The following is a 14,118-nucleotide window of genomic DNA, read 5'->3' as shown; positions in this document are numbered from 1 at the left end:
CCCCCCCCCCCCCCCCCCCCCCCCCCCCCCCCCCCCCCCCCCCCCCCCCCCCCCCCCCCCCCCCCCCCCCCCCCGGCGCCGGGCGCCCCGGCCCCCCCCCCCCCCCCCCCCCCCACGCCCCACCATCCCGTGACGAAGAAGGCGAGCACGCCGCGGATGGGCAGGAACATGAAGGAGACGAGGATGATAGGCCAGTAGTTGCGCTTGCTCGCCGCCTTCATGGCGATCAGCGATGTGATGATCATGACGCCTTGTGCGATCACCACGGTGGTCGCGACGAAGCTCGGGCCGTTGGCCTGGCCTTCGGCGACCGCCGCCAGGCCATAGAGCGGCACGATGGCGGCATTGCCGAGATGGAATAGCGCGAGCGCCAGTGCCAGCACCAGCAGCGCGCGGTGCTTGAGCAGCATCGTGAGGGCGTCCGGCGCGCTGTCGGGATCGTCCTCCTTGCTGCCGCGCGCGGCGCGATCGTCGATCGCCTTGGCCGGGATCATCATCACGCAGGCGATCGCGATCGCGCCGAATATTGCCGCGAGCACGAACACGGCGACATAGCCGAACTTGTAACCGAGATAGCCCGACAGCGCGGCGCCGACCATGTTGCCGGCATGGTTGAACGCCTGGTTGCGGCCGTTGAGTGCGTTGAAGCCCTTCTGTTTGGCGATGCCGAGCGTGATGCCGGTTACCGCCGGCACGATCGCGGCGCTCGCAAGCGATTGTGCGACCTGCGAGAACGTCACCGCCCAGAAATTCTGCGAGATCAGGATGATCGCGGACGCGAGCACCACGCAGATGCCGGGAATCACGACCCACATCCGCTTGTTGCGGCTCGCGTCGATGAAGCCGCCGATCGGCGTCGTGATCAGCATGCCCGCGACATTGCCGATCGTCATCGCGGTGCCGATCAATCCGCTCGCCCAGCCGCGCTCCTGGAGAAATACGCCGACGAAGGGGCCGATGCCCGACTGCATGTCGGCCATGAAGAAGTTGAGAGCGAACAGGGGCCAGATACGAGACGAGGAGGGGGACCGCGATGTCATCGATACCAAAAATTGGTCTCAGCCGTGAGTCGGCGGGTGGGACATGATCCTTTCAGCCAATCGTTCTGGCGCGGACGAGAGTTTAACGGGCGCTGCTCGGGTTGGTTCCAGGTTTTGCCCGGTCGGTGGGGCTTGCGGTCACGACCAGCAATTCCTTATTGACGTTGGATCGTCCCTGTCGGGAGTACGGCATGCCTCTCTGGACCTGCGAAACCTGCGGTGCGCAATTTCCGGGTGGCGAAAATCCGCCCGCGTCCTGCCCGATTTGCGAGGACGAACGGCAGTACGTCGGCTGGAAGGGGCAGACTTTTCTCACGCGCGAGGCGCTCTCGGAGCGTCACCGCGTCGTCTGGCGCGACGATCTCGGCCTGACCGGCATCGCGCTCGAGCCAAGCTTTGCCATCGGTCAGCGGGCGCTGCTGGTGCCGCTCGCGGACGGCTGGGTGATGTGGGACTGCGTACCGCTGGCGACGCCGGACGCGATCGCGCATGTTCGGTCGCTCGGCGGGTTGAAGGCGATCGCGATCTCGCATCCGCATTACTATGGCGCGCTCGCCGATTGGAGCGAGGCGTTCGGCGGGGTGCCGGTCTATCTGCACGCCGATGATCGCCAATGGGTAACGCGTCCCCATTCCTCGATCGTGCACTGGACCGGCGAGAGCCATCGCATCTCCGACGATGTGCGGCTGCTGCACACCGGCGGTCATTTCGCCGGCGCCACCATGCTGCACCATGCGCGCGGTGCGAACGGAAGGGGTGCGCTGCTCACCGGCGATATCGCGCAGGTGACGATGGATCGCCGTTTCGTCAGCTTCATGTACTCTTATCCGAACTACATGCCGCTCAACGCAGCCGCGGTGCGACAGATTGCGGCTGCCGTCGAGCCCCTGGCCTTCGAGCGCGTCCACGGTGCCTGGTGGGGCCGCAACATCGCCGCAGGCGCCAAGGCCGCATTCGCGGCCTCTGTCGCGCGCTATCTGGCCGCCATCGCCTGAGCCGGCGCGCGACCGGATTTATCTTGCTGCTCCATAATAAATGGACTATAAGTACAGTTATTAAGCGTGACGCGACGATGCGTCTGCGGGACCGGCATGATCAATGCATCGCTGTTTCCGCGGCGCGCTTGCCGCGGCGAGCGGGAATTCGGTCCATGACGGCAGGGCGCGAGTACGAGATCTTCGAGGCCGGGGACGTCACGCTCCGGTCCGGGGCCGTCGTCCCTTCGCTCAAGCTCGCCTACAAGACCTACGGCACGCTCAGTCCGGACAAGGACAATGTCATTCTCTATCCGACCTCGTTCAGCGCGCAGCACACCGACACGGAGTGGCTGATCGGCCCCGACGGCGTGCTCGACCCAACACGCTACTTCATCGTGATCCCGAACCTGTTCGGTAACGGCCTGTCGTCCTCGCCGTCGAATACCGCCGCGCCATTCCCGATCGTGACCTATCACGATGCCATCGCGGTCCAGCATCGGCTGCTTGCCAAGGGGTTCGGTATCTCGAAGCTTGCCCTGGTCTATGGCTGGTCGATGGGCGGCATGCAGGCCTATCACTGGGCGGCACTGCATCCCGATATGGTCGAGCGGGCGGCTGTCGTCTGTGGCAGTGCCCGCTGCGCGCCCTATAGTTACGTCTTCCTGGAAAGTGTGAAGGCCGCGCTGACCGCCGATCCCGCCTTCCGCGACGGCCGCTTCGTCGAGAAGCCCGTCGCGGGCTATCGCGCCATGGGGCGCGTCTACGCGGGTTGGGCGATGTCGCACGGTTTCTATCGCGACGAGATCTGGCGCGAAGCAGGCTTCACCTCGCTCGACGACTATCTCGTCCGCACCTGGGACGCGGCGTTTGCCCGGCGCGATGCCAACGATCTCCTGGCTCAGATCGGGATCTGGCAGAACGGCGACGTCAGCGGCTGCACGACCTTCGACGGCGATTTCGATCGCGCGCTCGGTGCGATCAAGGCGCACATGTTGCTGATGCCGGGCGCGACCGACCGCTATTTCGACGTTCGCGACAACGAGGACGAACTCGGCCGGCTGGTCAATGCGCGCTCTGCGGTGCTGCATCCGATCCCGTCGCTGCATGGCCATCGCGCCGGCAACCCCGTCAACAATCCGCGCGATCTGGCCTTCATCAAGGCCGAGATCGCAGAGCTTCTCGGCAAGTAGGGCAGACATCCGATCATGAGCGACGCAACCGTTTCAGAATCCGGCCATCGGCTGAAGCCGCTGGCGCCGACGATGCTGCGCGAATTGTCGGTGCGCTCCAACCTCAGGGGCGCCGCGCAAAGCCTCAGCCATTACGGCCTGGTCGTATTGGTCGGCGCGCTGATCTGGAGGGTCTCTTCGACCTGGGGTATCCTTTGGGCGTTGCCGCTGATGGCGGTGCAGGGCTATCTCGTCGCCTTCCTGTTCATGGCCGTGCACGAGACCGCGCACAAGACGGCGTTCAAGAGCCGCGCTCTCAACCTCGTCGTCGGCTACCTGTCGGGTTTCATCATCGGATTGCCTTACGAATATTATTGCCTGTTCCACTGGGACCATCACCGCTACACCCAGGATCCGGACAAGGACCCGGAGCTGGTCGTTGGCGTCAAACCGAAATCCGACACCCAGCTCGCGCTCGCCTATAGCGGCGTGCTTCAGGTCGCCGGACGCCTGCGGCTGATGCTCGGCCATGCCGTCACCGGCAAGGTCATCGTGCCCTGGATTCCCGAGAACAGGCGCGCCATCATCGTCGCCGAGGCGCGCGCCTACGCCGCGCTCTATGCGTTGCTGCTCGTGCTGTCGCTATGGTTCTCGTCGGCGCTGCTGCTCTGGGTCTGGATCGTGCCGCTGATCGTTGGGCAGTTCTTCCTGCGGCCCTATCTCTACGCCGAGCACACCGGCTGCGAGCGTACCCGCAGCGCATTCCAGAACACGCGCACCACCTACACCGGCGCGATCGTCAAATGGGTTGCGTGGAACATGCCCTACCATGTCGAGCATCACGCCTATCCCTCGATCCCGTTCCACGCCCTGCCAAAGCTGAACGGAATCGTCGACGGCGAGATCGTCCATCGTGGCCGCGGCTACATCAGGACGACGCGCGAGACCTGGGCCTGGTTTCGCCGGCAGCGACAGGGTTGCTAAGAGAAGAAAATTCGACGCGCAAAGGCCCCGATCGCGGTGCGATCGGGGCTTTGCCGTGAATGCGAGATATCAGTAGATCCCGTACGCGCACACGTTCACGACGCGGACGCGCAGGCCGTGGCGGGTCTGGACGACGCGCTCCTGATAACAACTGTTGACGCCGCTGTTGACGTAGACGCCGCCAAAGCCCCAGCTGGGACCCCAGTGATGGTGGAAGCCGTGGGCCGACGCGGCGGTGGGGGCGAGAGCGGCAACGCCGAGCGAGCCGGCAGCGATCAGACCAAGTGCAAGCTTACGAAACATCTTCATTCTCCAGTATGGCGCAAAGGGCCGTTGTTGTGTCCCTGCATCTCGGTCGAGCCGAAACGCGGATGCGTTCATGCGGGGAGGGGAGAATCGTGTTTCAGGAGTGTTTCGTCGGTCGCGGCGCATTGCGCCGCCGTCCTGTTTTCCGCGCCGCGCGATAGCGCACAGCCATCGCCTCTGTCAGCTCGGCCATCTTCTCGCGCAGATCGGCCGGCTCCAGCACTTCGGCCTCTGGCCCGAGCCGCAACAATTCGGCCGCGGCATGCCACGACGTCTTGCCGGTCGGCACTCTGGCAATGCGCCAGCCGTCTGCATCTGCGGTCTCGTCGAGCTGCGTACGCGCCCTGACGTAAGGCTGGCTCAGTGCGTCGAGCAGTTTCACGCCGAAGGGCGACAGCCGGACGATCGCGACGTTGGGATGCATCTCGGCCTCGAGACGCAGCGTTGCGTCCCGCCAATAGGCGACTAGATCGAAGCCGGCGGGTCGCTCACAGCGATCGTCGAGCGCCGTGCAGTCGAGCACGCGCGCGACGCGATAGGTTCGCACGCTGCCGTCGACCAGACCTGCGAGATACCAGCTGCCCCCTTTCAGCACGAGACCGAGCGGCGCGACGCGGCGCTGCTTCTCGGCGCGCCAGCTCTGGTAGCGGATCTTGATCAGTGTCCCGCGCAGGGTCGCGGCGGCGATGGTGCGCAGATGCTTTGGCTCTTCCGCCTCGCCGAACCAGCCCGGCGCGTCGAGGTGAAAGCGCTCCTGCATCCGTCCGGCGTCTTCGCGCAAATTAGCGGGCAGCGCGGCCATCAGCTTGTTCTGTGCAGCCATCATCGCCGCATCCAGCCCGAACGCCGCCGCCGGGCCCGGCAATCCAGCCAGGAACAGCGCTTCCGCCTCGCTCTGCGACAGACCGTTCAGCCGCACGCGATAACCGTCGAGCAGGCGATAGCCGCCGTCCGCACCGCGGCCGGCATAGACAGGGACGCCGGACGCCGCGAGCGCGTCGATGTCGCGGTAGATCGTCCGCACCGAGACTTCGCAGGCCTCGGCGAGCTCGGGCGCGCTGACCTGCCCCTTGGCCTGAAGGGTGGTGAGGATCGACAGCATCCGGCTCGCGCGCATGATTCCTTAAATCATACCTGACACAAGATGTCAGGTATGATCCGCTACAACGCCATCGCCAGCCGGCCAGATGGAGACCGCCATGACCGATCCGAACCGCATCACGCTGTATTATTCACCGCAAAGCCGGGCCACCGGCACGCGGGTGCTGCTTGAGGAACTGGGGGCGCCTTATGATCTTCATGTCCTCAACATGAAGGCCGGCGAGCAGCGCCAGCCGGCCTATCTCGCCATCAACCCGCTCGGCAAGGTGCCGGCGATCGGCTACCACGGGCAGCTTGTGACCGAGCAGGTCGCGATCACCATCTATCTCGCCGATTTGTTTCCGGAAGCCGGGCTGACGCCCGCCCTGAACGATGCCCTGCGCGGCCCATATCTGCGCTGGATCGCCTATTACGGCGCCTCGTTCGAACCGGCCCTGATCGACAAGTTCATGCAGCGCGAGCCTGCACCGATTACGCAATCGCCGTATGCCGACTATGACACCATGCTCGGCGCGCTCGAGGCGCAGCTGTCGAAGGGACCGTATCTGCTCGGCGAGCGCATGACGGCCGCGGATGTGCTGTGGGGCGTCGCGTTCAGCTGGACCATGATGTTCGGTATCGTGCCGAAGAAGGATGTGTTCGTCCGCTATGCCGAACGGATGACGGCGCGGCCGGCGTTCCAGCGGATCACTGCGGCCGATGCCGAGATGGCCGCGCAGCATGCCGCGGCTGCCGGTGGGTAAGGCGCACGAGCCTCACATTCTGTGTCGTCCCGGCGAAGGCCGGGACCCATAACCACAAGGAGAAGTTTGGCGAAGACGCGTCGTTCGGGATCTATACCATCCGCTATCGCTAGACCTCGCGGAATGGGTCCCGGCCTTCGCCGGGACGACACCGACGAATAGCGGCTGCAGCTCCGCCCCCTCAAAACCGCGGCGGCCGCTTCTCCGCGAAGGCCTTGATGCCTTCCTTGATCTCGTCGCCGCGCATGCTGTCGCGGTGGCGCTGGTCGGCGGCTTGCTGGTCGAGTTCGCCGCGGGCGAATTCGTTGATCGCACGCTTCATGCCGCGCATCGCCTGCGGAGCGTTGCCGGCGAGGATGTTGGCGAGCCTGTCGACCTCCTCGTCCAGAAACTCGACCGCCACCATATCGGTGAGATAGCCGATCCGTAGCATCTCCGGCGCGCTGATCTTTTGCGCGGTCAGGAACAGTTTTTTTGCATTGTCGACGCCGAGCCGCGTCACGTAACGCTTGATGCCGCTGCTGTAGTAGTGCAGCCCGAGGCGTGCTGCGGGCATGAACATCTCAGCGGTATCGACGCCGATGCGGAAGTCGCAGGCGAGCGCGAGGTCGGTCGCGCCGCCATAGACGCCGCCATTGAGCCGGCAGATCGTGGGGACGCCGAGATCCTCCAGACGGTTGACGACCACCTCGAAGGCGGAGCCCGCGCTCTGCTGTTCGCTCGCGCTGACCGCGCGCTCGGCAACGGAGTTGAGATCATAGCCCGCGGAGAAGGCGCGCCCGGTGCCGGTCAACACCAGCACGCGGATATCAGGATCGGCCTCGACCCGGTCGAACAGTTTGACCAGCTCGCCGAGGTCCTCGGCCTGGAGCCGGTTGAGATGTTTGGGACGGTTGAGGCGAATGGTGGCGCGTGTGCCAACGAGTTCGAGCACTGGGCCGGTGGCTGCATCGGTGATGTCCGACATTCTTGTCTCCGTTTATTTGCTCGTCGCCATTTATTTGTTTTCGAGCGTGCGCCGCTTCGCCTCGGCATCGATGGTCTCGGCGAGATCGGGATGCCGCGCCATCAGCACGCGGAAGTCGACGAGGTCGAGCACGAGCAGCCGCGACACCTTGGTGGTGGAGACATTGGCACCGCGCAAATTGTTGCCGAGCAAGGCCATCTCGCCGAAGAAGGCGCCATCGCCGAGCTGCACCTTCTTGCCGGGCAGGTCGACCTCGACCTCGCCGGCGGCGATGAAATACATGCAGTCGCCCTGCGTACCCTTGCGGATGATCATGGTGCGCGCCGGCAGCTCCATGGTCCGCAGCATGTGGGTGACGTCGGCGATGGCGGCCGGTCCCAGCGCCGCGAAGAACGGCACCTTGCTGACGGATTCCCAGGTCTTGAGGAAATTGTCGCGCCGGGTCTCCGCGGCAAAGCCGGTCGCCAAAATACCGGTCCAGAGGCCGAACACGCCGAGGCCGGAGATCATCACCAGCGCGGCCACCATGCGGCCGAGCGGCGTCACCGGCACGACGTCGCCATAGCCCGTCGTCGTCAGGGTTGCGACGGCCCACCACAGCGCGGCCGGCACGCTGCCGAACGTCTGCGGCTGCACGTCCCGCTCCAGGAAATATTCGGCGACCGAGGCCAGGAAGACCACCATCAGGAAGATCACGAGCACGCTGAGCAGCGGCCCCGATTCGAGCACCAGCACGCGGCGGAGCTGCCGCAGGCCGGGAATGCCCGGTACCACCTTCAGCACCCAGAGCACGCTGAGCAGCCACGCCGTTCTGGGCTCGATCCCGAGAATCAGCGCGGCCGGCACGGCCAACGCGCCGACCGCGTCGACCAGCCCGGCGGAGGAGGACATGTAGAGTGCGAGGCGCCCCTGTCGCGCCATATGGCGCAGCCGGACCACCCATTCGAACACGAAGTAGACGAGGCAGGCCCAAAGCAGGGCATCGACCCAGCGATGCGCTGTCTCATAGGCCGGGTTGACCGTCAGGAGCACCATGGCGAGCACGCCGACGGCGACGGCCACATAGGCCGCCCTGGTCATGTTGCGGCCGGCCGTGGCGGCCGCGAACTGGGCCAGAGCGGAGATCAGCGGCTTGGACATGCGGAAGGGCGGCTCGGTTTTGTCTTTTGCGGTCCCGGCTGGAACCTCGGTGCCAAAGTGCCTGCCCGGGCCGAGGCCGTCAACGACGGGCGCGGCCGCCGTACCTCACGCCGCTACTTGAAATGCGGCGGCTCGTCGTAGCCGCGACGGCTGCTGAAGAACAGCAGCACCATCAAGCCGATGCCGACGAGAACGGAAAAACCGGCCCCCAGCGCCAGCGCCACATAGCCTTCCGTCGGAATCGGCTCGCCCTCGACCGCCATCGCGGAATAAGCGAAATAGCCAACCGCGGCCAACATTCCCAGCAGGAAGATGATGAGGAGTGCACGCATGCGCGGTCTCCGGTTGTATTCGGGAGCAAACGGTTGTGGACGGGGACGGTTCCCGGACCAGGGTCCCCGGTCGTTCGCAGACGTGCCGGCCAGGCGTTGCCGCCGATACTCAAACCGATAGGTCAGGCACTCTGAGCTGTCTTCACCACCACGATATTACTTTCGTCGTGCTGGGCAGGGGCCACATCGTGCGCGGTCTTCTCGCTCTCGCCCGCATGGCGCTTGAGGTAGTCGCGGCGCATGCCGATCTCGTCGCGGACGAATTCGTAGCCGAGCTTGAAGGTGTCGAGCCCGTCGGTACTGATCGTGCCGTCTCGCAAGCCGATGACCGCGCCGCGCAAGATGCCTTCCAGCTCGTCCTGGAGGCATTCGAGCTGGTCGAGCGAATGCGCGTGTTCGATCCGCTCGCCGATGTCGAGAATGGCGGTGGAGAGCTCGCTGGCCTTCTCCGGCGCGATCCGGGTGATCTTGGCGTAGATCGCGGCGAAGATCGAGCCGATAACGCTGAGCGCGGCAGCGCCCAGATACATCAGGTCGCTGTACTTATCCATGAACGACTTGGTGTCGTCATTGATGTAGTCGGCCGCCCCTTGATGCGCCATCACGAAGGCGTCCTTCTCGACGGAGGCGGGCTCGATTCTGCTGGCAAAGCCGCCGTCGAGCCCGAGCGCGGACTTGTTCTCGTAGACGGTGCGCGCGAGCTCCCCGGCCGCCGTCGGCGACATCCTGGATTGGGCGACCAGCAACCATTCGAGCCCGATCGTGTCGAGATCGTCGTCGGGAATTTCCGGCGATGCAGACAGCGTGCCAGCAGTCAGCGTCTCGTTGGAAATGCCAGGGATCTTGCGCGCCAGCGCCTTCGCCTCGTCAATCGCGTTCAGCGTGAAGCCGCCGCGCCTGGCGACCTGCTCATACGCCTTGTCTCGCACCGCCCTGGAGGCGTGGACGATGGCGACGACCGCGCCAAAGCCGCTTGCCGGCGCGAACAGCTTGTCGAACGTTGCGCCCGGCGGCGCCATCTGGATTTTCGCTGCGTCCGCGCCGTCGGGAATGTCGAGGATGCCGCGGACGAAGGCGAGCGCGGATTCGTTCTCGGCCAGGACGGCCACCTTCTTCTTCTTCAGTTCGGCGAGCGACTTGATCTTCTTGTTTCCGGGCCCGAGCAGCAGCACGAGATCGTGCTCGAGGATCGCGAGCGTGCGTGCCCGCAGCGGCACCTTGGCGTCGGTGCGCAGCACCGCGAGGTCGGCCTGCTTGCGGTCGAACTGGGCGATCGCCTTGGCGTTGTCGGCGTTGTTGACGATTCTGATCCGGAAGCGCGAGGCGTTGTTCTTCAGGACGGCGGCGAGCTTGGCTGCGAACAGGGCCTCGTCGCTGTTGGGGGTGCCGACGGCAAAGGTCAGCGTCTCCGAATTGTGCACCAGCATGCGGCCGCCCCAGACGGTGGCAAGCGACAACAGCAGGGTCAGCACGACGTAGAGAAAGACCTGCTGCTGGTTGGTCTTGATCACCTTGGGGCGCCGGGGCGGTGGCTCGATCGGCGATGAGGTCGGGCCCTCAGTACTCATGGCAGCACTCTGGCCTTATGCTTCCGGTGGCGGGCGGCTTGCGGATGTGATCGCTGCGGTCGCCCTGCAATTCGTAAACGTCTGAAAAAAGAACGATATTCTCTACTGACGATGATAGCGCGCAGGCCGCGGAATGCAAATTCCGAGCCGAAGGTAACCTTACTCAACCCGGCCCTGGCGATTGGTCATCCTATCACCAGTTAGCCACAGTTGGCGATTTTCCGGTTCCCCCCGGCTGCATTCCGTCGCGGGAGATGTCATAAATCGCAAGTCCCGGCGATTTGACCGGTCCAGGAAGAGATTGCGCTGAACGCTCCAATTCTTCTTGTCACGTCAACGAGGGCGCCTTGTCGTTTCCACCCCTGTCATCGGCGGTTCCGGTCGAAGCCCTCATTGGTTGGATGTTGCTGCTGACGTTCAAGCACATCATCGCCGATTTCGTCCTCCAGACCGCCTGGATGGCCCACGGCAAGGACCAGAAGCACGGCTGGGCCCTGCCGCTCCTGGTGCACTGCCTGGTTCACCTTGCGGTTGCGCTGCCGCTGATCCTGATCGTGGCGCCGAAATTCTGGTTTGTGGCGTTGATCGATTTCGTGATCCACATCACGATCGACCGCGCCAAGGGCCTCGTCTCGGCCAATTTCGGCGTCGATCTTGCGCATCCCTGGTTCTGGACGCTGATCGGTGTCGACCAGGCCCTGCACCATCTGACCGGCTTCGGCCTCTCCATCTTCATGGCGGCGAACTGAGGGACGGCGGCCCTGGTGGAGTGGCGGCCGGGCCTGCATGGTTCGAGACGGCGCTTTGCGCCTCCTCACCATGAGGGGTGAGAGTCTTTCAGCAGAAGCAGACCTCATCCTGAGGGCCCGCCGAAGGCGGGCGTCTCGAAGGATGGCCACAGAGAAAACCCTTTCCAGCCCATTGATTCGTGGCCCACGTGCAAGCACCCCGGGTGACTACCGGGCAGCGTGGTTAACCTTTCATTAGAGAATTGCACTGCATCTTCCCCCACGAGGGAGAACTGCAATGTTTTCAAGCCGCGATACCTTTGAAAGCGATTTCTGCCCGGTCCGCGACGAGCTCCTTGGCGAGATGTACCGCGCCAGCGAGAGTGGCCTGCCGAGGCTGGTTGAAAGTGTTTCCCCTGACGCGCGCGCCAGGCTGGCGCTGTTCTGCTATCGCCGCAGCCATCTGCACTCGCTGGCGGTCGCGATCGCCGGCAGCTGCAATGAGCGCGACCTGATCGAGAACGGCGGCCGTGTCGGTTCGACGCTCTATGCGCTTGCGCGCGAAGGCGCGGCGAAATCCTCGCCGTCGCTGTCCGGTGGCCGCAAGCCGATCACGCTGTCGACCAAGCCGCTCTCGGTGCTCGCGCCGCTGGACGACGAGATCGACGACGAGATCAGCGAAGCCGTCCCGGCCTAAACGCTCGCGATAATCGGCAGCCCGAATTTCCGTCGCGCCATCGCGCATTCGGCATCGCCCGGCATGCACGTGCGGCACACCTCCGGCCGCACTGCGTAGATGCCGCACGCGGTCGCTTTTCCGATGTCCCCCTGCAACGCCGAACAGCGATCGCCTTCGCAGCGCATGCCGGATTGGCGCGCGTTGACGAGCGCTTCGGGAATCGCGGCGAGCTCCTCGTCGCTCTCGATCGAGAAGCGCGGCCAGTTCGCCGAATAGCCGCAGCAGGCGCCGCAACTCTGGCAACAGCTCGACAGGTCGATGGGGGCGTTCTCATCCATCGTCACGTGTCCTTCACGTATCCTTGGGCGGGCCCCAGACCAGGCTCTGCCGCCATTTCGCGCGCAGCACGTCGCGCCTTTCAGGATATCTCTCGTCGGGATAGCTCGCATCCACCACGCGGTCGGTGCGGAAGCTGCGGAAATCGCCGCGCAGCTCGCACCAGGCCGCGAGCAGGCGCACGGCTTCGAGATAGCCGATCGAAATCGGCCAGATCATGCGCTCGCTGGCGCGGCCCTGCTCGTCGCGATAGCGCAGCATGATCTTCTTGCCTTCGTGGATCTGGGTGCGCGTGCGTGCCATGTCCAGGCGGTCCGGTTCCCTGTTCCAGCTCGGCCGGGCCCGGCTTGCCGGCTCCAGCACGAAGGGACGCAGGCGCTCAGGAACAGTGTCGGCGATCTTGGCCATCAAGTCTTCAGCCGCGCGCGCCAGCGCGGGATCGGCATGGCCGGCGACCCATTGCGCGCCCAGCACCGCCGCCTCGATCTCGTCGGGTGTCAGCATCAAAGGCGGCAGGTCAAAACCCTTTTCCAGGATGTACCCCATGCCGGCTTCACCGCGGATCGGCACGCGCTGGCCGATCAGCGTGGCGATGTCGCGATAGATCGTGCGCTTCGAGGTCTCGAGCTCGGCCGCGATGGCGTCCGCCGTCAGCGGCTTACGCGTGCGCCTCAGCACCTGGATGATTTGAAACAGCCGGTCGGCGCGTCTCATGACGGGTCTCTTGTCGCTGGTTTTTCAGAGGGTGGCGCGCGGCTGCTGACAGGATGTTGGCAGCAGGGGAGTTCTATACCGGGTCAACACGTCGACTGAAGAGGATTTGTCCATGATCATTCCAACTCATTTCGGCCCGGCCACTGCGCTGTGGCGGAGCCAGCCTCTACGAGTCCCGCCTTTGCAAGTCCTGCGATCGCAAGTCCTGCGTTTGCGAGTCCGAGCTTGGTCCGCATGGGCGTTCGGCCGCCTCGTATCCCTTGATCTCATGGTCCTCGACCTTCGCCTTGCGCTCGCGACCGTGGTGGCTCGCTTCCTGGTCCAGGCCGCGGACGCGCTGGTCCGTCATGTCATGGCCCGCGCCTGGCGGGGGGCCCGTTTCGCAGAAGATATCACGGCTGCTGCCACCATGGTGGCAGCAGCCCGCGGCTAAGTTCCCTCAACTCTTTCGGTCGTTTCAGGAGAGCCTTCATGATCACGCTTTATGGCTTTGGCCCCGGCTTCGGCCTGCCGGAAATCAGCCCCTTCGTCACCAAGACGGAGGTGCAGCTCAAGATGGCGGGCTTGCCGTACCGGAAGGAGCGGGCGATGCCGCCCGCCTCTCCCAAAGGGCAGCTGCCTTTCATCGACGATGGCGGAGAGGCGGTGGCCGATTCCACCTTCATCCGCGCCCATATCGAGCGCCGCTACGGCTTCGATTTCGACGCCGGTCTGTCGCTTGCCGAGCGCGCGCAGGCTTGGGCATTCGAGCGCATGATCGAGCATCACGTTTATTTTGCGCTGGTCGGGGCGCGCTGGGTCGACCCGGTCAACTTCGCCAAGGGGCCTGCGCATTTCTTCGACGGCGCGCCGGAGCATAATCGCGAGAAGTTGCGCGAGGATGCGCAATTCCGCGTCGCCGAGAACTATTTGCTCTCCGGGCTCGGACGGCACGCGCCCGATGACGACGTCGATCTCGCCGTGCGCTCGCTGTTTGCGCTCTCGGTGCAGCTCGGCGACAAGTCCTATCTGATGGGCAACAAGCCCTGCGGCGTCGATGCCACCGCCTTCGGTGCACTCGCCGGGATCCTGACGCCGTTCTTCGAATCCGCCCTGCGCAGTCGCGCCGAAGGATTTCCGAACCTCACCGCTTATGTCGATCGGATGATGGACACTTACTATCCGGAGTTCGCCTGGACCCCGCTGCGGCAGGCGGCCTGATGCCTGATGGAATGAGACTCATCTAGCGCCGCGAGAAAGGTGCGTTCCCTCCCCCCCTTGTGGGGGAGGGCTAGGGAGAGGGGTAGCCCAGGAAAAGGTACTCGTTGCCGACGATGCACTGGTCGGTGCGCGAC

At 64.8% G+C, this 14,118-nt stretch carries 17 protein-coding genes; 8 read left to right on the top strand and 9 right to left on the bottom strand.

Going from position 1 to position 14,118, the window contains the following annotated elements; genetic code table 11:
• Positions 1 to 1,040, bottom strand: a 1,040-nt coding sequence (locus AC0L3C_RS35910; RefSeq protein ID WP_473410377.1) for an MFS transporter, incomplete at its 3' end; no start/stop codon positions are given.
• Positions 1,041 to 1,231: 191 nt separating this feature from the next.
• On the opposite strand from AC0L3C_RS35910, the gene AC0L3C_RS35905 reads away from it, so the two are divergent.
• From AC0L3C_RS35905 to AC0L3C_RS35895, 3 genes are all read left to right on the top strand, one after another.
• Positions 1,232 to 2,035 (top strand): MBL fold metallo-hydrolase, encoded by an 804-nt coding sequence (locus AC0L3C_RS35905; RefSeq protein WP_473410376.1) that lies wholly within the window; start codon positions 1,232 to 1,234, stop codon positions 2,033 to 2,035.
• Positions 2,036 to 2,190: 155 nt separating this feature from the next.
• Positions 2,191 to 3,207: an alpha/beta fold hydrolase gene (locus AC0L3C_RS35900; RefSeq protein ID WP_473410375.1), complete on the top strand. Its 1,017-nt coding sequence runs from the start codon at positions 2,191 to 2,193 to the stop codon at positions 3,205 to 3,207.
• A 15-nt stretch (positions 3,208 to 3,222) separates the two neighbouring features.
• Positions 3,223 to 4,170: a fatty acid desaturase gene (locus tag AC0L3C_RS35895; RefSeq protein WP_473279434.1), complete on the top strand. Its 948-nt coding sequence runs from the start codon at positions 3,223 to 3,225 to the stop codon at positions 4,168 to 4,170.
• Positions 4,171 to 4,239: 69 nt separating this feature from the next.
• Here AC0L3C_RS35895 and AC0L3C_RS35890 read toward each other — a convergent pair whose 3' ends face one another.
• Together AC0L3C_RS35890 and AC0L3C_RS35885 are read right to left on the bottom strand one after the other, a co-directional pair.
• Positions 4,240 to 4,473, bottom strand: a complete 234-nt coding sequence (locus AC0L3C_RS35890; protein WP_473279433.1) for a hypothetical protein — start codon at positions 4,471 to 4,473, stop codon at positions 4,240 to 4,242.
• 100 nt (positions 4,474 to 4,573) lie between these two features.
• Positions 4,574 to 5,593, bottom strand: a complete 1,020-nt coding sequence (locus AC0L3C_RS35885) for a helix-turn-helix transcriptional regulator (RefSeq protein ID WP_473410374.1) — start codon at positions 5,591 to 5,593, stop codon at positions 4,574 to 4,576.
• An 82-nt stretch (positions 5,594 to 5,675) separates the two neighbouring features.
• Here AC0L3C_RS35885 and AC0L3C_RS35880 point away from each other — a divergent pair, with 82 nt between their 5' ends.
• Positions 5,676 to 6,320 (top strand): glutathione S-transferase family protein, encoded by a 645-nt coding sequence (locus AC0L3C_RS35880; protein WP_473279431.1) that lies wholly within the window; start codon positions 5,676 to 5,678, stop codon positions 6,318 to 6,320.
• Positions 6,321 to 6,501: 181 nt separating this feature from the next.
• On the opposite strand, the gene AC0L3C_RS35875 is transcribed toward AC0L3C_RS35880, so the two are convergent.
• The 4 genes from AC0L3C_RS35875 to AC0L3C_RS35860 form a co-directional block, all read right to left on the bottom strand.
• Positions 6,502 to 7,287, bottom strand: coding sequence for an enoyl-CoA hydratase/isomerase family protein (locus AC0L3C_RS35875; protein WP_473279430.1), 786 nt, complete (start codon positions 7,285 to 7,287; stop codon positions 6,502 to 6,504).
• A gap of 30 nt (positions 7,288 to 7,317) precedes the next feature.
• Positions 7,318 to 8,427, bottom strand: coding sequence for a cyclic nucleotide-gated ion channel (locus tag AC0L3C_RS35870; RefSeq protein ID WP_473279429.1), 1,110 nt, complete (start codon positions 8,425 to 8,427; stop codon positions 7,318 to 7,320).
• 113 nt (positions 8,428 to 8,540) lie between these two features.
• Positions 8,541 to 8,759 carry a hypothetical protein gene (locus AC0L3C_RS35865; RefSeq protein ID WP_007605264.1) on the bottom strand — a complete coding sequence of 73 codons (219 nt, stop codon included), beginning with the start codon at positions 8,757 to 8,759 and terminating at the stop codon, positions 8,541 to 8,543.
• Between the two features lie 122 nt (positions 8,760 to 8,881).
• A complete protein-coding gene (locus tag AC0L3C_RS35860; RefSeq protein ID WP_473410373.1) occupies positions 8,882 to 10,327 on the bottom strand; it encodes a TAXI family TRAP transporter solute-binding subunit in 1,446 nt (481 codons plus the stop codon).
• Positions 10,328 to 10,728: 401 nt separating this feature from the next.
• Here AC0L3C_RS35860 and AC0L3C_RS35855 point away from each other — a divergent pair, with 401 nt between their 5' ends.
• Together AC0L3C_RS35855 and AC0L3C_RS35850 are read left to right on the top strand one after the other, a co-directional pair.
• Positions 10,729 to 11,076 (top strand): DUF3307 domain-containing protein, encoded by a 348-nt coding sequence (locus AC0L3C_RS35855; RefSeq protein ID WP_018458457.1) that lies wholly within the window; start codon positions 10,729 to 10,731, stop codon positions 11,074 to 11,076.
• Positions 11,077 to 11,353: 277 nt separating this feature from the next.
• Complete coding sequence (locus tag AC0L3C_RS35850) at positions 11,354 to 11,752, top strand: hypothetical protein (RefSeq protein ID WP_473266796.1); 399 nt, start codon at positions 11,354 to 11,356, stop codon at positions 11,750 to 11,752.
• Here AC0L3C_RS35850 and AC0L3C_RS35845 read toward each other — a convergent pair.
• Positions 11,749 to 12,072, bottom strand: coding sequence for a YkgJ family cysteine cluster protein (locus AC0L3C_RS35845; protein ID WP_473266794.1), 324 nt, complete (start codon positions 12,070 to 12,072; stop codon positions 11,749 to 11,751). The genes AC0L3C_RS35850 and AC0L3C_RS35845 overlap by 4 nt on opposite strands.
• A 13-nt stretch (positions 12,073 to 12,085) precedes the next feature.
• Positions 12,086 to 12,784, bottom strand: coding sequence for a helix-turn-helix transcriptional regulator (locus tag AC0L3C_RS35840; RefSeq protein ID WP_007599649.1), 699 nt, complete (start codon positions 12,782 to 12,784; stop codon positions 12,086 to 12,088).
• Positions 12,785 to 12,896: 112 nt separating this feature from the next.
• Between AC0L3C_RS35840 and AC0L3C_RS35835 the strand changes: the two genes are divergently transcribed.
• Positions 12,897 to 13,217, top strand: coding sequence for a hypothetical protein (locus AC0L3C_RS35835; protein ID WP_473279427.1), 321 nt, complete (start codon positions 12,897 to 12,899; stop codon positions 13,215 to 13,217).
• Between the two features lie 38 nt (positions 13,218 to 13,255).
• Positions 13,256 to 13,984, top strand: a complete 729-nt coding sequence (locus AC0L3C_RS35830; RefSeq protein WP_473279426.1) for a glutathione S-transferase family protein — start codon at positions 13,256 to 13,258, stop codon at positions 13,982 to 13,984.
• The last annotated feature ends 134 nt before the right edge of the window (positions 13,985 to 14,118 follow it).

This window comes from Bradyrhizobium sp. WSM4872 (genome assembly GCF_055811715.1).
This window is presented reverse-complemented; position numbering and strand designations above follow the sequence as displayed.